The sequence below is a fragment of the Streptomyces sp. NPDC086549 genome, assembly GCF_044746205.1.
GTDB lineage: Bacteria > Actinomycetota > Actinomycetes > Streptomycetales > Streptomycetaceae > Streptomyces.
On sequence record NZ_JBIVBS010000014.1, the window covers coordinates 12,300 to 31,261 of the forward strand.

The window sequence follows — 18,962 nt, forward strand, 5'->3', positions numbered from 1 at the left end:
GGTGTGTGGTGTGTGGTCCGCGGCTCGGTGCCGTCGGCCGAGGTCGTCCTGGTGGCGTTGTGCGGTTATCAGTTGCCCTTGCCCGGCCGGTAGTCGGACGGCAGGGTGTACACGAATTCGCGCGGATCGGCGTGCGCGGGCTCCAGCAGCTCGGGGACGCTGTGATAGCCGAGGGCATACAGGTTCCGGCTGGGGTCCCAAGTGTTGTAGGCGTATATCGCGTTGCGTTTGATGCCCATGTGGGCGCTGGGCATGTTGAGCACGTATGCCGCGCCGTCCGCGCGCTGGTCCCAGGGGCGCTCGTAGGCGTAGACGTGGTTGAAGCGCACGTCGGAGATCGTGCCGTCGTTCATCAGGCGGTAGGCCACGTCGCTGCACGCCTTGTGGGTCTCGGTGTGCTCCAGCCAGCCGGCCGTGAACTTGTGCGACGCGCCGGGGTACTGCGCGGCGAGCGCCCTGACCTTCGCGTCGATCCGGTCGACCAGATGGCCGCTTTCGCCCCGCTCCTGCTGAAGTTGAGGGTGGGGGATGGGCGGAGCGGACCGGGGCCGGGAACCGCGTTGCGCTCGATGGGCCGCCCAGTTGCGCGTCGGCGCCGCCATCGCGCTGGCCGGGGCGCTGACGGTGCGGCGCCAGGGCTCAGAAGTCGCTGGAATCGCCGATGTGGCCGAAGCCGCGTTGGCCAATGCGCGGGCCGGCAGCGCAGGAATGCCGGGACGTCCTCTCCGTACGAACCCCGTCTTCCGGCACGTCCGGGAGCAGGGCTTTCTGCTGTTCCGTGTTCTGACGGCGGGTCAGTGGTCGTTGCTCACTTTCGGGGGACGGCGCGCACGTCCCGCGCCACTTGCGGACCGTCTTCACACCGGCGCCAACAGCCTGCGCGGCACCCGCATTCGACATCCCATCAGCGCACGCCAGGATGATCTGGGCCCGCTCAGCCATGCGCCGGTCCGGCAGCCCAGCCCGGCGCATGCACGGTCTGCCCGCGCTTGCCGTGGCAGATGTCCCTCGCCCAGTCCCCGATCCGGCCGGAGCGCACCTGGGGTGGCTTCTGGACGACCGACCGGAGTCGTTGCTCATCCTGGACGATGTGTGGGCCGTCGAGCAGCTCGCGCCGTTCGTGATCGCAGGTGCTCGTTGCGGGCCTTTGGTGACCACCGGACTCCCCGAGCTCCTGCCTGTGGGTGCGCTTCAAGCGAAGGTCGATCAGATGTCCCCGCCCCAGGCTGGACGAGTACGGATCTTCGGCCTGCCCTCTGTGCGGGAGCAGACGCTGAACAAAGGTGGCCACACCCCGCGGGCCGCGGCCGAAAGGGGCCGGCGGTGTACGTCCGGGTGCGCGGCGTGCTGGGCTGCGCCGAGGCGGTGCCGCGGGGCCGCCGATTGCCTGAGGGCTGTCGCCGACTTGGTAGGAACACACAATCTCGTCCGCTGAGGGATAGCCACGGGTGACTCACCGCGTCGTGGTGGTCGTACAGAAGGGGAGGGTCCATGGAGGCCTCGAGTCACGATGAATTCCGGGAGTTCGTAGCGATGCGCTCAACCGCGCTGCTGCGGCTCGCGGTGCTGCTCACCGGCGGGGACCGGCACGCCGCGGAGGATCTGCTGCAGATCGCGCTGATGAAGGCCTATGGGCGTTGGGCGCGCATCGAACAGCCCGAGGCGTACGTCCGGCAGATCATGTACCGCCAGCAGGTCAACCGCTGGCGGCTGCGCAGACACCACGCCGAGACCACGGTGCCGGTGCTGCCCGAGTCCGGCGGAGAGGTAGGCGCCGGGGCGGACCTGGAGCTGCGGATCGCGTTGTGGGCGGCGCTCGGCCGTCTGTCGAAGCGCCAGCGAGCCGTGGTCGTACTGCGCTACTTCGAGGACCTGCCGGAGGCCGAGGTCGCGGCGCTGCTGGGATGCCCGGTGGGCACGGTGCGCAGCACGGCGCACCGGTCGCTCGCGAAGCTCCGGGCGCTCGTACCGGAGCTCGAGCCCGAAGGGCCTACGGAACAGTTGCTGCCGCTCAGCTACACGGCGAAGGAGATCCAGGGATGACGACAGAGCGGGTGGAGGAGAAGGTCCGGGAGACGCTGCACGCGGTCGCCCTGGACCGGGTGCGGGCGCCGGGGAACCTGGCGCAGCAGGTGGTACGGCGGCGTAGTCGGCGTCGTTTCTCGCAGGCCGTGGGGGCTGCGGTGGCCGTCGCCGCGATCGCTGCGGGGGCGATGCTGGGCCTTGGGGGCGGCGGTGTGGCAGAACAGGGCCGGCCTGTGCAGCCGGCGGCGTCGCCGGAGGGCTGGCACCCGTGGCAGAGCGGCGTGGCGGGAGCCAGCGAGCGGGGTTGTCTGGTGGATGGTTCCGCGCTGTATTGCAGCGGGTCGGAGTATGACGTTGCGAAGTTCGACGCCAACACAGGCGAGCGGCAGTGGACCGTCAAGGTCAATGGCGAAGGCGACGGGAACGACCGCCCGTTCGCCGTGCGCGACGGTGTGGTCTACGCCTACCGCAACCACACTGCGAAGCACCTGCCGAACGGGGACTACGCCGGCGGCACCGATCTGATGGCGGTGGACGCCGCCACCGGCAGGCGGCTGTGGGCGGTCGAGATGCCGCAGGACGACCGCACCGGCCAGGCCGCCATGCTCATCGACGGAGCGGTATGGGCGAACACCCCGTCCCTGCGTACGATGTCGGCCCTCGATCCGCGGACCGGTCAGGAGAAGTGGCGCCACACCTGGGCCAAGGGCGTTGTATGCCAGCGGGCCGTGCTGAGTGGTGTGCCCTACCTCCTGTGCACGCAGGATACCGAGGAAGTGCACGATACCGACGTCGTCCGTCTCGATCCCGCCACCGGAAAGTTCAATAAAGTCATGACCCTTCCCGGCAGGCAGCAGCTGCTCGGGACCTCGGGGGACCGGATGGTCCTGGTCGGAGCCGCGGATACGGCAGGCGACGACCTTCAGCTGACCACCGTCAGCAGCTCCGGGAAGCGGATCTCACTGCCCGGCCAGGTCAAGGGGCACATGGCCAATTGGACTGTCGTTGGTGATCGTCTGATCTCCGTGTCCTGGAAGGGCAAGGCCTCCGCCTACTCGCTGACCACCGGAAGGACTCTGTGGACCGGCCCGGTGGGCGTCACGATGCCCGACAAAAACACGGGGGCGTCCCTCGCGTCTCCCGTGGCGTCGGCGAGGCAGCAGATCGTGTACTTCTTCAGCCCGTCCGGGGACCTGTCCGGCCTTGACCTGCGCACGGGTAAGCAGCTCTGGCACGGTCACGTCGACACCGGCAAGCCGCAGCACGGCTTCACGGACGCGCCTCAACTCCTGCTCTATGAGGATGTGCTGATCGCCAGGAACGGCAGCAAGATCTTCTCCCTCCTGCCGCGGGTCGGCGGCTGACGCGAGGGACGACAGGCCGGGGCGGCACCTGCGCCCCGGCCGACGGCCCTGCGCGGAGCCGACCCGCGGCACGGACCAGCGGAAGGTCTCACCGGCGGCCCGCGCACGCCCTGGACCGTCCCTCGCACCGGCTCGGGGCGCTGCGCCGGTACGAGAAGGGTCTGATCGCGGCATGGATCCGGAGATGGGATACGCGAGAGAGGCCTACAGCCTGCTCTGCGGGGACAAGCCGCCAAGTCCAGGACTATTCGCTCCTCGTAACACACCCTCATGAATGGTCCGCGACCCAGCGGACCACGCAATAGCGACTTCGGCCCCTGGGATCCCCAGGGGCCGAAGTATTTCCCGCCCTTGCCAGCGGCACGCCGGATCAGCGGTCACCCGCGGCGTGAGGCCCGGGCGCGTGCATCCCGCCCGCGCGCACCTGGTCCGCAGCCAGTCAGCTGCGGCAGCAGCCCGCCTCGCCGGTGTCACCTGGAGGTCCTCGGACAGGGCCCGACCAGCTCCTCGATCAACCGGTTGTCCACGCCCTTCGCCGGCCCAGCTCCGTCGGCTCGACGGCCTGCTGTTGGGTCGCGTTCTCACTGAGGTGTTCTCAGAGGCTGAGTTCAACGTCTATGCAGGATCGGGCGTGGACTACTTCGAGTATGCGCGGCCTTCGCCGGTAGGGAGTCACACCGGGTCCGGTAGGTCCATGAGCGCGAGTTCGGCAGGGTCGACCACGGCGGTGATCTCCGTGATGTGGCCGTCGGCGACAGTGAAGGCCAGGAGGGAAAGCGGGGTGCCCTCCTCGCTCCAGGAGATGACGCCGGGGCGGCCGTTGACGGTCGCCGCACGTCCTCGTGCCGCGCTGCCGGCCACTCGCGCGCGGGTGGCGACTTCGGTGGCCCCGAGCGTGACGAACGTGCCGTTCGGGGAGTGGACGGTGAACTTCACTTCGGGGTGGAGAAGCTGCAGCAGCTGCTCGAACCGACCGTCGCGGGCCGCCGCCAGGAAGGCCTGGACCACCTCGTGTTGTTGTCGTCCGGCGCTTGCCGGCCGCTGGGCGGCTTGTACCTTCCTGCGGGCGCGGCTGGCGAGCATTTTGGTTGCGTCGGCGGACTTGCCGAGAATGGTGCTGATCTCGCCGAAGGACACCGCGAACACGTCGTGCAGCACGAACGCCAGTCGTTCGTCAGGGCGCAGTGAGTCGAGGACCGTGAGAAGCGCGAGGCCGACGGAGTCCCCGAGTGCCACGAGGTCTTCCGGAGCAGGAGCGTCGTCGAGCGTCACGGTGAATTCGGGTAGCTGGTCGTCGAAGGAGACTACTGGGCGCGTCCGGCCTGACCGCAGGACATCGAGGCTGATGCGGCCGACCACGGTGGTCAGCCAGCCGCCGAGGTTGTCGATGGTGTCGGTGTCCTGGCGGGAGAGACGCAGCCACGCCTCTTGGACCACGTCTTCCGCATCGGCATGTGATCCGAGCATGCGGTAGGCGACGGCGCGGAGCCGGTCACGATGGGACTCGAAGGCGTCGGCGATCGGGTCCGCGGGATGGGTGCCGGCCATGTTGTTACCTCCCTGGAAGCTGCTCCGTCATAGGGATGACGCGCACAGGCGCTGCAAGGTAACCCGATGAAGGAGAGCACTCCCACATGGAAAACCGGCTCAAGAACAAGGACACGAACGACCCAGATGTGTGGACCGCGATCCAGCACCTGCAGAAGGCGATCGCCGCCGGGGGCCTCGACCCGAAGCTGCTCGCGCTGGTCCACCTGCGCGTCAGCCAGATCAACAGCTGCTCGGCGTGCGTCTACGCCAGTGTCGCCGGGGGGAAGAGGGCCGGTGACACCGACGAGCGGCTGCACAACGTAGCGGCGTGGCGGGAGGCGCCGTTCTACACCGATGCGGAGCGCGCGGCACTGGCGCTGGCCGAGGCCGCCACCCGGTTGCAGGATGGTGCGCAGGGCGTCTCCGACGAGATCTGGGAAGAGGTCAACGCCCATTTCACCGAGGAGCAGATCGGCGCGATCAACCTGGAGATCGCGCTGACCAACTTCTTCAACCGGATCAACCGCACCATCAAGGAACCGGCCGGCAAGAGCTGGGGCTGAGCCCAGCGGGGCTCTTACCCACTGAGGCTTTCCCAGCGAAATGATCTTCGGGTGGGCCGCGAGGCCGGCCAGGCGTGAAGCCCCTGGTAGGACTGGCATGCCAAGATCATGTCCGCTCGAACCAGAGGCCGCTCACGTCAGGCCGACGCGGTGACCGCTCGGCCGAGGTGCCGGGCGAAGAACCGGACCGCGCTGTCGGCCTCGAACCGGGGCAGTTCCTTGTGCCTGCCCGCGTTGGCGTGCAGGGTCTTCTCCTTCGAGGTGAAGGCGTCGAACAGCGCGAGACCGGCCTCGCGCGGGATGTGCTCGTCGTCCCACTGCATGTCGAACTCGATCGGGATGGTGATCTGCTTCGCCTTCTCGGCCAGGACGTCGGGCCAGTGCTGGCCGAAGACCGCGGCCGTGATCCTGGGTTCGGCTGCCACAAACGGTATTCCGATCGCGGTACCCATGTTGATGCCCCAGTAGCCGACCGGACCGTCGGCGCCGATCTCCGGAAGTTCCTGGAGGGCGTCCAGAGCTATCTGCCACTCGGGCACGGCAAGGTCGGCCAGGTGGGCGTTGTAGCGGACGACGATCGGGCCTTCCGGCTCGCCCGCCGCCCTCGCCCGGAACAGCTCGGCGATCTCTTGCTCGTCGTGTGCCATGCGCGGCCGGTCGCCGTGACCGGGCGCGTCGATGACGGCGACGTGGAATCCGCAGCCGTTCACGAGGAGCTGGGCGCGGCCCGCCATCGCGGGGTGCTTCTTGTGGTTGCCGCCGCCGTGGCCCATCAGGATCAGGGGCGCGTGATCGGCTGTGCTGGATGCGGGCGACCAGAGGACACCGGGGATCTCGCCCACGGTGAAGTCGCGCTCGACCATGCCGCTGGAGGACGACTCGGCGGTGAACTGCAGAGAGTGCATTAGATGTTGCCTTTCGGAAGTGCCTTGATGTCGAGGCGCTCCCGGCGACACCTACGTCAATCGCCGGCCGTGATGGAAAGGGGGAGCACCCACGTCGATACAGCGTTCACGGGTCTCACCTCCTCGGGCGGTTTCACGGTCGGCTGCAAGCTACCAACTTGATCATCATCCCTTCAACCCATTTCCCTGCCACGTGATCACGACTTCAGACAGGCCCTGGCAGCGACGGACAGTTGGGTGACCCGCAGGTGCCACTCCGTGATCGCGTCGCCCGGCTTCGCGCCGTCCTTGTACAGCTCGGGGCCGCTGTTGCCCTTGTCGGTGGCGGCGTACGCGAAGCCCTCCTCGGCGACGACCGTCTGACCGTGACTCTCTACGTCACCGGGGACGAGGCCGGGTACGACGCCGAGTCGCTCACCGCCCTGTACCGGGCCGCCCAGGAGGCGCTCACCAGCGCCCGCCGACACGGGCGGGCGGCCCGCATCGACGTCACGGCCGCCTACGGCGAGTCCACGGCCCGGCTGGTCGTCGCCGACAACGGGCAGGGCTTCACCACCGCCCCGACCGCGCGTCCGAGCGACACCGGCTTCGGGATCGGCGGTATGCGCGAGCGGGCCGAACTCCTCGGCGGGCGCGTCGACACGACGACCGCGCGGCTCCCCGGGCAGCCAGCGGAGCGGTGGTCACCGTCACCGTCCCGCGCAGCCCGATGCTCGCGGGGAGCGTCGGATGAGCGGTCCCGAGGATCTCGGTGCGCCGGTGCGCGTCCTGGTCGTCGACGACCAGGAGCTCGTCCGGGAGGGAATCGCCTCGCTGCTGGGTATCCAGCCGGGCATCACCGACGTCGCCACCGCGTGCGACGGTCCGCAGGCCGTCGAGGCCGCCGTCACCCACCGGCCGGATGGCGCCCTGGTCGACGTCCGGATGCCCGGCATGGACGGCATCGACACCACCGCCGTCCTTGCCACCCGGTTGCCCTCCTGCCGAGTCGTCATGCTGACCACCTTCGGCGACCAGGATTACGTCGCCTGCGCGCTCAGGGCCGACGCCGTCGGCTGCCAGCTCAAGGACTTCCCCTCCGCCGAACTCGCCCGCTCCGTATGCCTGGTCCACGCCGGTGTCGCTCAGCTCGACACCTCAACGGCGAAGATCGAAGGGACGCGGGGGAAGCTGAAGCGACTGGGCGACGTCTCCATGCAGGTCTCGCACGAGGCGATCTACCTCTCGCTCTGCGACCCGCGCCGCTGCCAGGCGATCGATCGCAGTCTCACGCAGTGGCTGCGGATCGCGCGGCCCATGCGCCGGCCCAAGGTCGCCCGTCGGCCCGTCGGCCCGTCGGCCCGTCGGGTGAGGCGTGATCCGCGGCGTGGTGTCCATCAGTGCCTGTCCCGCTGAGGTCGAGGACCGTAAGATGCCTGGTCACCGGGAGGGCGACCTTGTGATGGGCGCACGGCCCTCAGCGGTCGCGACGCTCGTCGAGTGCACCAGCGTGTACACCGCCATCGTCGCGTTGCCCGACGGCCTCAAGGCCGAGCAGGTCGCACCGCACCTCACGCGCAGCCTCCTCGGCATCCCGTCCCAAATGCGGCGGACGCTCACCTGGGACCGGGGCTGCGAGATGGCCGAACACCAGGCCGTTACCGCGCAGAGGGGTATGCCGATCCATCTCTGCAAGCCGCGAAGCCCGTGGCAGCGCGGCACCAACGAGAACACCAACCGGCTGTTGCGGCAATACCTGCCCAAGGGCGCGGACCTCCCCACGTTCAGCCACGCCGACCTCGATGCCATCGCCCACGAGTTCAACCACCATCCCCGCAAGACGCATGGCTACCGCAGTCCGGCAGAGGTCTACGCTGACCTCCCGAACAGCGGTGATGAGTTGAGCGCTTGGGCTCGTCAGGTTTTTGAAAGTTCGTCACGCTACACGTAGTAGACGCACCACCTGACCCGTGACAACGAAGATGGATCAGTTGTCAGTGAAGATGGACTGACGACGTTTTATGCCAATGAAGTTGGACCGAGAGCGGGAGTGGCGGATCAGCACTCCTGCTGTGTGGTGGATCCCCGCTTTCCGTGACCGGGGATCCACCACACAGGTGGGAGCGCTGTGAACCGCCGTCACTGCGGCCGCAGGTCAAGGACGAGGTCACGCGGCAGACCGTGGGTGTCGTGGAGGTAGTGGAAGTCCTCCTCGCTCAACGGTCCTCGGAATCGGGGGCGGGCCAGTACCTGCCGGCCGCGCTCCAGGAGCCGGCTGAAACGGCGCTCCTCCTCGAGCAGCACCTGGCGCACGACGTCCGGATCTCCCTTCTGGCGGAAGCGGTCCAGGGTGTGCTGGATCAGCTCGCCCGGCAGGTCTCCAAGACCGCACGACGGATCGTCCCGCAGCAGCACGGTGAGTACCCGACGTACCAGGCGGCGCAGCACGTAGCCGCGGCCGGTGTTGGCCGGGCTCACCCCGTCGCCAATCACCACGATGGCCGAGCGCAGGTGGTCGCAGACCAGCCGCAGCGAAGATTCGTCCAGCTGCCACAAAGCCGGCACGATCCGGCGCCAGGGGTCGAAGACGTCGCACTCGAACACCGACTGCCGGCCCTGCAGCAGCGAGGCCAGCCGTTCCAGGCCGAGTCCGGTGTCGACGTTGCGCTGAGGGAGCGGCACGAGTGAACCGTCGAAGACCCGTCGATGGCGCATCATCACGTGGTTCCACACCTCCACCCAGCGGTCGTCACCGGTCGGCGTCGACTCCGGCAGGGTGTCGCCGGTCCACAAGAAGATCTCCGAGTCTGGGCCGCATGGGCCGGTCGGTCCGTTGGACCACCAGTTGTCCTCGACAGTGAGTTCCACCGGCACCCCGCGCTCCTGCCACAGCTCCAGGGAAGCGGTGTCCAGGCCGGTCTGGTGATCGCCGCCGAAGACCGTGACATGGAGCAGCCCCGGATCGATTCCGAGCCCCTCGGTGAGCAGTCCGTAGCCCCAGTCGAGGCTCTGCGGTCCCTCGTAGTCGCCGAGCGACCAGGTGCCGAGCATCTCGAAGACAGTCAAATGGGTTTGATCGCCGACCTCTTCGAGGTCCGTGGTACGCAGACAGCGCTGCACATTGACCAGCCGCTTGCCGAGGGGGTGCGGGCGCCCCTCCAGGTACGGGGTGAGCGGGTGCATGCCCGAGGTGGTGAACAGCACCGGGTCGCCGGGAGGCGGCAGCAGGGTCGAGCCGGTGATCCGGCGGTGGCCGCGCTCCTCGAAGTACTCGACGAACGTGCGGACGATCTGATCGGTGTTCATGGGTGGCTCCTTCGCTGGCGCAGCGTGGAGGCACCGGACAACGGGTCCGCACGATCATCGGAACCGGGGCGGGAACACCATGGAACCATCGGCAGACCGTTTCCGGTCGCCGGTGGGAAGTGGGAAGTACGTCAGGCGGCGGCAACCGGCGAGCTGGTCGCTCGCGCGGTCGCGGTGATGCTTCGGCCGGTGACGTTCATAGCGCCGAGGCTAACGCGCCCAGTGCCCCAGGGCCACACAATTTCCGGCTTGGACGTCCTGGCGAAACCCTCCAACTGATGCCTGGGACGGACGGATGGCCTGGGATCGCTCCACGTCGACAGACTCGCCTCCGACCTGGGGCAGTCCATCTTCACTGTCACGAACTGCCGTCGGTCCGACCTCGATGACCACTGGTCCGACTTCGCCGTCACAGGTCACCACCCGGCAAGCCGCGTACCGCCGGTCGCCGCTCAGCCCGCGCCCACGCTGCGGGCGACCCCGACCCATGGGGGCGGCCAAGGCCTCCAGGGGGCCGCGCAGCTCACCCGCCCAGACCCGTCAACCCGCCCGCCGAGCAGGATCGTTGACATCCGATGCGGACCAGCTCACGGAGGCCGCTTGATCGTTCGGCGGACTCCGGTCCGTCGCCCTGAGCAGTCACAGTTGCCCAGCTCTGCCGGGCGCTCCAAGGAGTTCAACAGCATCGGGCAATGTGTGAGAGTTGACTCTCACACATTGTGAGAGAACACTCTCACAACATGGAGCGTGGGAATCGCCTGGGCGATATCGAGATCACTGACCCGAAGGCCATGCGAGCGTTGGCGCACCCAGTACGGCTTGCGATCCTCGAGCGTCTGCAACGGCACGGGCCAGCGACGGCGACGCAGTTGTCACCGGATGTCGGAGCCACCCCGTCCGTGACCAGCTGGCATCTGCGCCACCTGGCGGGCTTCGGGCTGGTCCGCGACGCCGAGGCCGGAACGGATCGCCGGGAGCGGCGGTGGGAGGCTGTGGCACGGGGGTTCAGATTCGAGATGCCGGAGGACGAAGAGGGTCAGTCCGCCGCACGGGTGCTGTCCATGGAGATGTTCACCCGCTCCGCCGGCCTGCCGCATCGGTGGGTGACCGAGACCGAACCTGGACTCGATCAGGTGTGGCGCAAGCCAGCGGGGCTGGCAAACACCCGCGTAGTGGTGTCCCCCGAGGAACTCGCGGCCATCGAGGACGCGATCGAAAGCGTCCTCGCGCCCTATGTGACGCGCGACCCGGCGCAGCGGCCGAGCGGCAGCCGCGGCGTCCGGCTGTTGCGCTACGTCCTGCCGGAGGCCGCCGAGGAGCGCACGGGCGATTCGGCATGAACTCCCCACAGAACCCGGCCCCCTCGATATCACTGTGGCGGAATCGGCGCTTCGTTCGCTTCTGGGCCGGGCAGTCGGTTTCGCAGTTCGGCGACCGGATCTCCGAACTGGCGTTACCTCTGATCGCTGTGGCGGCGCTGCACGCCTCGGCCAGCCAGGTCGCATGGCTGACCGCGCTTGCCTGGGCCCCGAATCTCCTCGCGATCGTGCTAGGCGCCTGGGTCGACCACCGCGTCCACAAGCGGCGCCTGATGATCCTCGCCGATCTGATACGCGCGTGCGTGCTGCTCACCCTGCCCGCCGCATACCTGTTAGGCACCGTGACGCTTCTCCAGCTGTATGCCGTGGCTCTGCTGACCGGTGCCGCAGCGGTGCTGTTCAACACCGCCTACCCGCCCTTCTTCGCCCACCTCGTGCCACGCTCGTCCTACGTCGACGCGAACAGCAAGCTCAGCGCCGGGCGATCCGCTTCCTACGTCGTCGGCCCTGCCGTTGGCGGTGCACTCGTTCAGGTCCTGACCGCGCCCGTCGCTGTGATCGCTGATGCCCTGTCCTTCCTGGCGTCGGCCGCTCTGCTCGGGCGGATCCGGGTCGACGAACCAGCCATCGCCGCCGATGAGACGGCAGGACCTTCGCTGCTGCGACAGGCCGGAGAGGGGCTGGTCTTCGTCATTCGTCACCCGGTACTGCGGGCGAGCCTCGGCTGCGCGACGACCCTCAACTTCTTCACTTTCGTGTCAGGCACCGGCTTAACCGTTCTGTTCGCCGACCGGGTGCTCGGCCTTTCCGCAGGGACCATCGGGCTGGCGTTCGGAATCGGATCAATCGGAGCTCTCGCGGGTGCGGTGATAGCCCCGAAGGTCTCGCGATGGATCGGCGTGGGACGCAGCATTGCGGCAGGCGCCGTACTTTTCCCGGCCCCTATCGCCGTCGCCGCCACCGCGAGCGGTCCCACATGGGCCCGCGCCGGGGCCCTGGGAGTCGCAGAGTTCCTCGCCGGAATCGGCGTGATGCTGTTCGACGTCAACCTCAACTCCCTGCAAGCTGCGGTGATACCAGACGGCATGCGCAGTCGCGTGGCCGGCGCCTACAGCACCGTGAACTACGGCATACGCCCCATCGGCGCCATCGTCGGAGGTATGCTCGCCGCCCTCATCGGACTCAGGACCACCCTGATCACGGCCGCCGTCGGAGGAGCGCTGTCGCTGCTCTGGCTGCTCCCCTCACCGATACCGCGTATCCGCTCCCTGGCTCCGGACGGTTCACTCGTCGACGGCGGCACCGAGGCAGACAGCCGACCGGTACCTCAATGACACATAGGTGAAGCTCCCGGCCGCCCAGCACCTCCAAGAAGTCGAAAGCCGCTGTCCAGGCTTAGAAGCGGGTACTGACAGGCGCTCAGCCTTCGTCGTCGGCGTCGTCCTCGACGGCGTCCGGGTCCGGGAAGGGGCGCAGGCCCTGACCGGGGCCGCCTGCCTTGATGTTGAACAGGTAGCGGTACGGGCCGCTGGAGGACCTGACTCGCAACAAGGTGAACCTGACCAAGGTCACCACGCACTGGCCGGACATGCTGCGGGTCGCCGGCTCGCTGGTGACCGGGCAGGTCCGCGCGTACGACCAGCTGCGGATGTTCGGCCGCGAGGAGGCGTGGGTCGAGTCACCGCCAGCGGGCGTTCTTCCGCCGCGTTCAGGGCGAGCGAGGCTGCTGCCGCCTTTGACACACGCGGACGCCAGTCAGTCCGGGGACAGCTCCTGTTCCGTCCAGATGGACTTGCCCTCTCGGCTGTAACGCGTCCCCCACCGCAGGACGAGCCGGGCAACGATGAGCAGCCCGCGCCCGCCTTCGTCGTCGTCCGCGCTGTGGCGCGGGTGGGGGGCAGTGTGGCTGGCGTCCGCGACCTCGCACACGAGGGTGCGGTCACGGATGAGCCGCAGGAGCAGCGGACCCTCGGCGTACCTGACGGCGTTCGTGACCAACTCGCTGACAACCAGCTCGGTGGAGAACACGAGGTCTTCCAGGCCCCAGTCGGTCAGCCGGTCGGCGACCAGCTCCCGCGCGCGTCCGGCGGAGACCGGCTCAGCGGGCAGACTCCAGGCGGCGACGCTGCGGCTGTCGAGCTTGCGGGTGCGGACCAGCAGGAGAGCCGTGTCATCCGTGGTGGTGCTGCCGGGGAGGAGTTCGGAGATGACGCGGTCGCAGAGGTCCTCCAGGGAACTCGCGTCTTTGCTGAGGGCCTTCCCCAGTATTTCCAGTCCCTTGTCGATGTCCCGGTCGCGCAACTCGACCAGTCCGTCGGTGAAGAGGGCCAGCAGACTGCCTACGGGCAGTTCTACCTCGAGGGATTCGAAGGGCAGCCCGCCAAGGCCCAGCGGTGGGCCGGCCGGCAGGTCCGGGAAGCTGACGCGCCCGCCGGGCTCCACGATCGCGGGCGGCAGGTGGCCTGCGCGTGCCATGGTGCAGCGCTGGGACACAGGGTCGTAGATCGCGTAGAGGCAGGTGGCCCCCGCCGCGACATCGTCATCGGCTGCTCCGTGAGGGTCTGCACCGGCCTCCGCCGACTGCACCACGAGGTCGTCCAGCCGTTTGAGGAGTTCGTCAGGGGGGATGTCCATGGGGGCGAGGGCACGCACGGTCGTACGCAGCCGTCCCATGGTGGCCGCCGCGTGGAGCCCATGCCCCACGACGTCCCCGACCACGAGCCCGACGCGCGCACCCGAGAGCGGGACGACGTCGAACCAGTCGCCGCCCACGCCGCTCAGATCGTCCGTCGGCAGATAGCGATGGGCTACTTCGACCGCTGAGTTCGGCGGGAGGTACTGCGGCAGAAGCTGCCGCTGAAGAGTAAGGGCCGCAGTGCGTTCGCGCGTGTAGCGGCGGGAGTTGTCGATGGACATCGCGGTCCGGGCGGCGAGCTCGTCCGCCACCGCAACGGCAGCCTTGTCGAAGATCCCCGACCCGCTGTGGCGTACGAACGTGACGAGGCCGAGGGCGCTGCCCCCGGCGCGCAGCGGCACGATCAGCGTGCCGTCCTCGAGCGCGAGCCCGCCCGAGGCGAGGCTGCGGTGCTGCGGCGAGCCGCTCGCGTACTCCACCGGATGCGGCCGGCGGCTCGGTGACCCCACGGGGTCCGCCGGGCCGGCAGGTCCGGCCGAGTGGGAGGATACGCGGACCAGCTCGATGCCCGCCGGGCCCCCGATGTCCGGCATCTCACCGTCCAGTACGGCCGGAGCGAGGTCCACGTCGACGAGGTCGGCGAAGTCGGGAACCGCCACCGCGGCCAGCTCGTCCGCCGTGGCGATCACGTCCAGCGTGGTACCGAGGCGACGGCCGGCCTCGACCAGGAGATTGAGCTGACGCTGGGCCTCGTGTCGGTCGGAGATGTCGAACGCGTCCTCGCACACCCCGAGCACTTGGCCGTCCGGGCCCTGCAGCCGGTAGTACGAACAGGACCACACGTGGTCTTTCCCGGGGTCGCTGGGCTGCTGTCCGCGGAAGTGCAGGTCGATGATCGGCTCTCCGGTGTCCAGCACCTGACACATGACCTCGCCCAGCGTTTCCGGGTAGCCCGGTGTCACAAACCTCCCGCCCGGGTACAGCTCATCGGCCAGCCGGCCCCGGACCGCGCCGAGTGGCAGCCCAAGCTCCGCCTCGGAGGCGGCGTTGCACCAGACGAGACGCAGCTGGGTGTCGTAGATGGCGAAGCCCAGGGGCGACTGGGTGGCCAGCCCGTCCAGCATGGCCAGCCGGGACTCCCACTCCCCGAGCCGCCCGCGGTCGGCCGCCACGAGGACCCGCTGCCCGGGTCCGGTCCCGGACAGGTCACAGGCCGCGGTGACGAGTCGCAAACGGTGGCCGTCACGGTGGACGGCGACCTGTACGTCGCGCTTCGGGAAGGGCAGGACCGACGCACCGGTGGGCTGCTCGGCCGAGGCGGAGGAGTGTACGGGTTCGGCGTAGCACTCGGACTCGACTTCGGATGTGGATGGCGATCCGGGCCGGGTCTCGGCTGTGGACAACAGGAACATGCCCACGGGACGCCCGACGATCTCGGCCGGCCGGTATCCGAGAAGCTCCTGTGCCGCGCTGCTCCAGCCGATCACGATGTCCTGGGCGTCGACTACGAATGTGGCAGCCCTCGTCACGTCCAGTGGGCCACGGAATTCGGCGTCCCCGATCGCTCGTCCCGCGTAGCTCATGACGCCCTCACCGGCCTGCCTCATCAGGTCCAGAGTCCGCCTGATGCTGATGTTGCGCAAGCGATCGGATCCGCGGTAGCCGGGCGGCTCTGTCTGCCGGCGACGGCGGGTCGAGGTGCCGCCCGCCGCAGAATGGGACCGAGATCCATCTCCTTGTCGCCGACGACAGTGGGAACGTGTGCCGCGGGCCGAGTGGCATCATCGAGTCCAGTTACGGCGTGCATGTCGTCGCCGAGGCCTGGGGCGGGCGGAGCGCGGTGCTGCCGCCCGGCGGCTCGGCTCGGACGTCAATGCGGGAAGCGGTACGAGCTGGCCGGCCGCGTTGTCGGCGGCAAGTCTCTGCCGCCACCTTCTTCGCTCGAGCCGGTGACCCGCCGACCTGCTGGGCCAAGCGACTGCCGACAGTCTCGACGAGTACCGGCTGGGCCGTTTCGTCCCCGCAGCCGCCGCTCTCTGTCCGCGTCCCCGCCACGCAGCCCCGCGGGTGATGTCCACGGCAGGCTAGCCCGCCTCGCCGCCCACCCGGACAAGCGATCGTCCGCCTCGGGGGTGTCGGCTGTGGTACCGGTGCCCGCACCGACCTCGTCCTGCACCAGTTGTGGCCCATGGCCGGATCCGGCCGGATCCGGCCGGATCCGCGCCGTCGACGCCGTGCTGACTGTGCTCATGGTCTTGCTGCCGTTCGTCCTTGTATGGGCCAGCGCCATGCCGGGGCTGATGATCACGTCTGTTTGGGCCGCCGTCGTGGCCGGCTGCCAAGCAGCACGGGTCCGCGATTGCGTTCCTCACCGCCCCATTCGTCCTGGCCGGGATCGGTATCGGGGCCATGGAGACCGCGTAGTCCTACGCTGTCGCCGCGCTCGCCCCGAAGGACCTGCACGGATCCGCCTTCGGCTCGCTCGCCACCGTCTCGCTCGGCAACCATGCCGCGTCGACTGTTGTGGGCATCTTCTGGTCCGACCTCTCGCCGACAGCCGCTTTCACCTACGTCAGCGCGCGGATGGCTCTCGTCCTGGTCGCACTGCCGATCGCTTTCGCGTAGGAGCAGGTCTGGGCGGGTGCCGGCATGCGGGTCTGGGATGGTGGTGCGATGTCGTCGTCTACGGTGCCGGCCAGTGAGCCCGGCGGCCCGCATCAGCCGTGCAACACGTCGGCGGCCGCAGGTCGTGCCCTCGCGCTTGAGGACAGCGTGGACGCCGGGGGCACCGCAGGTGCCACGGCACTGCTCGTGCACGACGGTGATCTGCTCGGTCAGCTGCGCGTCGCGCACTGCCCGTGGCCCCAAGGCGCCGGTGCGGTGGGCATAGAAGGCGGCACGGGAGACCTTCAACAGCTCGCACGCCCGTTTGACGCTGTGCCCTGCCTGCTTCTCCGCCTCGATGAACGGGTGCACGCTCACCGGGTCTCCTTCGCGAAGAAGGCTGTGGCCCGCTTGAGGACCTCCACGTCCTCCCGCAAGCGCCGGTTCTCCCGCCGCAGCTGGGCCAATTCCTCGCGCTCGCTACTGGTCAGTCCGTCCCGTTCGCCGTTGTCGACCCCAGCCTGCTTGCCGACCTTGATGCCTCCTCCGGCTTCTCCGCTCACGGACAAGTCATCCTGGAGGACGCGCGCATTGAAGGCTCGGTCGATTTCGCCAGGGCCCGGTTACACAACCCGGTAGGCGAGACGCTGTCAGCGCGCCGACTCCACGTCCTGGGCCGGATCTACTTCGGCGGCCTGACCTCGGAAGGACAAATCGTCCTCATCGACGCCACCGTGGGCGCCAGTGTCGAGTTTCACGAGGCCCGCCTGACCAATCGGTCAGGCAGCACCCTGACCACTTGGGGGCTGACGGTCGGCGGCGCACTCGACTGCTGCGAGGGCTTCGTCTCTCACGGCCGGGTCTCTCTCACCAGCAGCCGCATTGCATCAGCGCTGTGTCTGGCGGGCGCGACCATGGTGGGCTCGTTGTCGCTGAAGAAGATCAGGGCCAGTTCGGTCAAGACTGATGACCGCACGCTGCTGCGCGGCCCTGTCGACTTTCGGCATGCCCATGTTGAGGTGCTTGCTGATGTCCCCGCGCGTTGGCCTGACGATCTGCGGTTGGACGGGCTGGTGTATGACCACCTGGAGACAGCGCTGCCCCTCCAGGGCCGGCTTGCCTGGCTGGGCAAGGAGACGCTCGGATATCTGCCGCAGCCCTACGAGCAGCTCGCCGCCACCTACTCCCGTCACGGACATGACGTCGCAGCGCGTGGGGTCCTGCTGGCCAAGTGCCGTCGTCATCGCAGAAGCCAGCCAGCCGCTCTCCGTGTCTGGGGCCACGTCCAAGACTGGACGGTGGGCTACGGTTACCGCCCCGTCCGTGCCGCAGGATGGCTCCTGCTCTTACTGCTGATCGCCTCCATCGCCTTTGGTGTCCATCATCCGCCGGCGGTGAAGGCAAACGAAGCGCCGCCGTTCAATTCCTTCCTCTACGCGCTGGACCTGCTGGTGCCTGTCGTGGGGTTCGGACAGGAGGAGGCCTTCCGTCCGGCCGGCTGGCAGCAGTGGCTGGCAGCGGCTTTGATTGCCGCTGGATGGGTGCTGGCGACCACCATCGCTGCTGGCCTTGCCCGTACGCTCTCCCGACGGTGACCACACGTTTGGTGCACCATCCCGTTTGGGTGCAGCTCTTCCGCTGGGAAGATCTTGAATCATGTTGTGAGGTAGTCGGCTCTGGTGTCGATCCAGACGAAGGCGACGCCGGCGGCCCACGCGAGGAGAAGACGGGTCTTCTCCGGGTAGCTTGGTGATCAGTCAGCTGGTGGCGGGTCAATCCCGAGCACGGGTAGGCAGTCGCCAACGGCGACGAGATGGATGTCGTCGCGCCGCCGCTTGATCCACTGCTCGCGGGTCAGTCTCCACTGTTTGATCTCTGCCGGCTCGCCACGCCGGGTGTCCCAGGTGACGCCGTTCGGCACGTACCCCAGAGCCTGGGAGACACGGTTCGAGGCGTGGTTGTCGAAGAAGGCATCGCTGCTCGCCTCACGGGCCCCCAACCCATCGAAGGCCAGATGCAGCACCGCCTGCCGCATCTCCTTGCCCAAGCCGCCGCCCCGCACGTCCGGGCTGAGCCAGGAAAAGGTGTGGACCGTACCGAACGTGGCGAAGTCGGTGCCGATCAGATCCTGCATGCCCACCGGCTCGCCGTTGATGACCACGACGAAGTACAGACGCCAAAAGCTCGCGCTGACCCGGCCCCGGCCACGCCACACCGCCTGCAGCCAGCCCCACTCGCGCTCCGGGCTGTCCTCATACAGGGACATCGGATCGTCGAAGGGCCACGGGGGCTGCGTGACCACGCCCTTGCGAACCGTCGGGACCAGGCGCTCCAGGAGCTCATCTGTCGCCCCCAGCAAGGACAGACGGGGTGTGTGCACCTGCATGTTCAACGGGGGATATGCAGACAAAGGCGAGGCAGTCATCGGCATGGGCGCAACCCTAGGGGCCGGCCAGCACGGCGCGCATCACATATTCGAGGTGCGGCTCCTCTGAAGGGAACGTGAGCGGAGGCAACTCTGATGGGCTCGTTGTTCGAGGAATTGGAGGCCCGGGAGGCGGTTGCCCGGGCGCGGGTGGAGGCACTTGAGCCGCAGATCGCGGAGCTGACGGCGCGTCTGGAGGCCGAGCAGGAGACGTGGTCGCGGTTGCGGGTGACGCGGGAGACAGTGGCCGAGGTGGTCGCGGAGACGTCCAGTTCGGTCGGGGTATCGGTCACAAAGCAACCGGTGG

At 68.5% G+C, this 18,962-nt stretch carries 19 protein-coding genes and 2 pseudogenes; 10 read left to right on the forward strand and 11 right to left on the reverse strand.

Features of this window, described 5'->3' with window-relative positions:
* Positions 1-68: 68 nt before the first annotated feature.
* Together ACIPSA_RS35080 and ACIPSA_RS35085 are read right to left on the reverse strand one after the other, a co-directional pair.
* Positions 69-602, reverse strand: a complete 534-nt coding sequence (locus ACIPSA_RS35080) for a hypothetical protein (protein ID WP_402642113.1) — start codon at positions 600-602, stop codon at positions 69-71.
* Positions 603-639: 37 nt separating this feature from the next.
* Complete coding sequence (locus ACIPSA_RS35085; RefSeq protein WP_402642116.1) at positions 640-942, reverse strand: helix-turn-helix domain-containing protein; 303 nt, start codon at positions 940-942, stop codon at positions 640-642.
* Between the two features lie 549 nt (positions 943-1,491).
* On the opposite strand from ACIPSA_RS35085, the gene ACIPSA_RS35090 reads away from it, so the two are divergent.
* The gene (locus ACIPSA_RS35090; protein WP_402642118.1) at positions 1,492-2,043 is read left to right on the forward strand and encodes a SigE family RNA polymerase sigma factor; all 552 of its coding nucleotides are present in this window, start codon (positions 1,492-1,494) and stop codon (positions 2,041-2,043) included.
* Positions 2,040-3,389, forward strand: a complete 1,350-nt coding sequence (locus ACIPSA_RS35095; protein WP_402642120.1) for a PQQ-binding-like beta-propeller repeat protein — start codon at positions 2,040-2,042, stop codon at positions 3,387-3,389. Before ACIPSA_RS35090 ends, ACIPSA_RS35095 begins: the two co-directional genes overlap by 4 nt.
* A 672-nt stretch (positions 3,390-4,061) precedes the next feature.
* Here the strand turns inward: ACIPSA_RS35095 and ACIPSA_RS35100 are convergent.
* Complete coding sequence (locus tag ACIPSA_RS35100; RefSeq protein WP_402642123.1) at positions 4,062-4,937, reverse strand: sigma-70 family RNA polymerase sigma factor; 876 nt, start codon at positions 4,935-4,937, stop codon at positions 4,062-4,064.
* An 86-nt stretch (positions 4,938-5,023) separates the two neighbouring features.
* Between ACIPSA_RS35100 and ACIPSA_RS35105 the strand changes: the two genes are divergently transcribed.
* Entirely contained in the window at positions 5,024-5,482 is a 459-nt protein-coding gene (locus ACIPSA_RS35105) for a carboxymuconolactone decarboxylase family protein (RefSeq protein WP_402642125.1), read from the forward strand.
* A 137-nt stretch (positions 5,483-5,619) separates the two neighbouring features.
* Here the strand turns inward: ACIPSA_RS35105 and ACIPSA_RS35110 are convergent, their stop codons facing one another.
* Together ACIPSA_RS35110 and ACIPSA_RS35115 are read right to left on the reverse strand one after the other, a co-directional pair.
* Positions 5,620-6,387 carry an alpha/beta hydrolase gene (locus tag ACIPSA_RS35110; RefSeq protein ID WP_402642127.1) on the reverse strand — a complete coding sequence of 256 codons (768 nt, stop codon included), beginning with the start codon at positions 6,385-6,387 and terminating at the stop codon, positions 5,620-5,622.
* A 197-nt stretch (positions 6,388-6,584) separates the two neighbouring features.
* Positions 6,585-6,854 (reverse strand): hypothetical protein, encoded by a 270-nt coding sequence (locus tag ACIPSA_RS35115; RefSeq protein ID WP_402642129.1) that lies wholly within the window; start codon positions 6,852-6,854, stop codon positions 6,585-6,587.
* On the opposite strand from ACIPSA_RS35115, the pseudogene ACIPSA_RS35120 reads away from it, so the two are divergent.
* The 3 genes and pseudogenes from ACIPSA_RS35120 to ACIPSA_RS35130 form a co-directional block, all read left to right on the forward strand.
* Positions 6,753-6,977, forward strand: a pseudogene (locus ACIPSA_RS35120) (sensor histidine kinase); the annotation flags it as partial. The gene ACIPSA_RS35115 and the pseudogene ACIPSA_RS35120 overlap by 102 nt on opposite strands.
* A gap of 139 nt (positions 6,978-7,116) precedes the next feature.
* Positions 7,117-7,782 (forward strand): response regulator, encoded by a 666-nt coding sequence (locus ACIPSA_RS35125; protein ID WP_402642132.1) that lies wholly within the window; start codon positions 7,117-7,119, stop codon positions 7,780-7,782.
* A gap of 16 nt (positions 7,783-7,798) precedes the next feature.
* Positions 7,799-8,317 carry an IS30 family transposase gene (locus ACIPSA_RS35130; protein WP_402642134.1) on the forward strand — a complete coding sequence of 173 codons (519 nt, stop codon included), beginning with the start codon at positions 7,799-7,801 and terminating at the stop codon, positions 8,315-8,317.
* A 188-nt stretch (positions 8,318-8,505) separates the two neighbouring features.
* Here ACIPSA_RS35130 and ACIPSA_RS35135 read toward each other — a convergent pair whose 3' ends face one another.
* Complete coding sequence (locus ACIPSA_RS35135) at positions 8,506-9,672, reverse strand: alanine--tRNA ligase-related protein (protein ID WP_402642137.1); 1,167 nt, start codon at positions 9,670-9,672, stop codon at positions 8,506-8,508.
* A 740-nt stretch (positions 9,673-10,412) separates the two neighbouring features.
* Here ACIPSA_RS35135 and ACIPSA_RS35140 point away from each other — a divergent pair.
* Positions 10,413-11,012 (forward strand): ArsR/SmtB family transcription factor, encoded by a 600-nt coding sequence (locus ACIPSA_RS35140; protein WP_402642139.1) that lies wholly within the window; start codon positions 10,413-10,415, stop codon positions 11,010-11,012.
* A complete protein-coding gene (locus ACIPSA_RS35145; protein WP_402642141.1) occupies positions 11,009-12,325 on the forward strand; it encodes an MFS transporter in 1,317 nt (438 codons plus the stop codon). The genes ACIPSA_RS35140 and ACIPSA_RS35145 overlap by 4 nt, the downstream gene beginning before the upstream one ends.
* A gap of 85 nt (positions 12,326-12,410) precedes the next feature.
* Here ACIPSA_RS35145 and ACIPSA_RS35150 read toward each other — a convergent pair whose 3' ends face one another.
* Positions 12,411-12,539: a hypothetical protein gene (locus tag ACIPSA_RS35150; protein ID WP_402642144.1), complete on the reverse strand. Its 129-nt coding sequence runs from the start codon at positions 12,537-12,539 to the stop codon at positions 12,411-12,413.
* Between ACIPSA_RS35150 and ACIPSA_RS35155 the strand changes: the two are divergent.
* Positions 12,511-12,654, forward strand: a pseudogene (locus tag ACIPSA_RS35155) (Tn3 family transposase); the annotation flags it as partial. The gene ACIPSA_RS35150 and the pseudogene ACIPSA_RS35155 sit on opposite strands and share 29 nt — an antisense overlap.
* Before the next feature lie 92 nt (positions 12,655-12,746).
* Here ACIPSA_RS35155 and ACIPSA_RS35160 read toward each other — a convergent pair.
* From ACIPSA_RS35160 to ACIPSA_RS35170, 3 genes are all read right to left on the reverse strand, one after another.
* The gene (locus ACIPSA_RS35160) at positions 12,747-15,233 is read right to left on the reverse strand and encodes a SpoIIE family protein phosphatase (protein WP_402642146.1); all 2,487 of its coding nucleotides are present in this window, start codon (positions 15,231-15,233) and stop codon (positions 12,747-12,749) included.
* 697 nt (positions 15,234-15,930) lie between these two features.
* On the reverse strand, positions 15,931-16,608 hold the full coding sequence (locus ACIPSA_RS35165; protein WP_402642149.1) for an IS3 family transposase: 678 nt from the start codon (positions 16,606-16,608) through the stop codon (positions 15,931-15,933).
* The gene (locus ACIPSA_RS35170) at positions 16,605-16,793 is read right to left on the reverse strand and encodes a hypothetical protein (protein WP_402642151.1); all 189 of its coding nucleotides are present in this window, start codon (positions 16,791-16,793) and stop codon (positions 16,605-16,607) included. Before ACIPSA_RS35170 ends, ACIPSA_RS35165 begins: the two co-directional genes overlap by 4 nt.
* A gap of 171 nt (positions 16,794-16,964) precedes the next feature.
* Here ACIPSA_RS35170 and ACIPSA_RS35175 point away from each other — a divergent pair, with 171 nt between their 5' ends.
* On the forward strand, positions 16,965-17,825 hold the full coding sequence (locus ACIPSA_RS35175) for a hypothetical protein (protein ID WP_402642152.1): 861 nt from the start codon (positions 16,965-16,967) through the stop codon (positions 17,823-17,825).
* 158 nt (positions 17,826-17,983) lie between these two features.
* On the opposite strand, the gene ACIPSA_RS35180 is transcribed toward ACIPSA_RS35175, so the two are convergent.
* Positions 17,984-18,661, reverse strand: coding sequence for a GNAT family N-acetyltransferase (locus ACIPSA_RS35180; protein ID WP_402642156.1), 678 nt, complete (start codon positions 18,659-18,661; stop codon positions 17,984-17,986).
* Positions 18,662-18,962 lie beyond the last annotated feature (301 nt).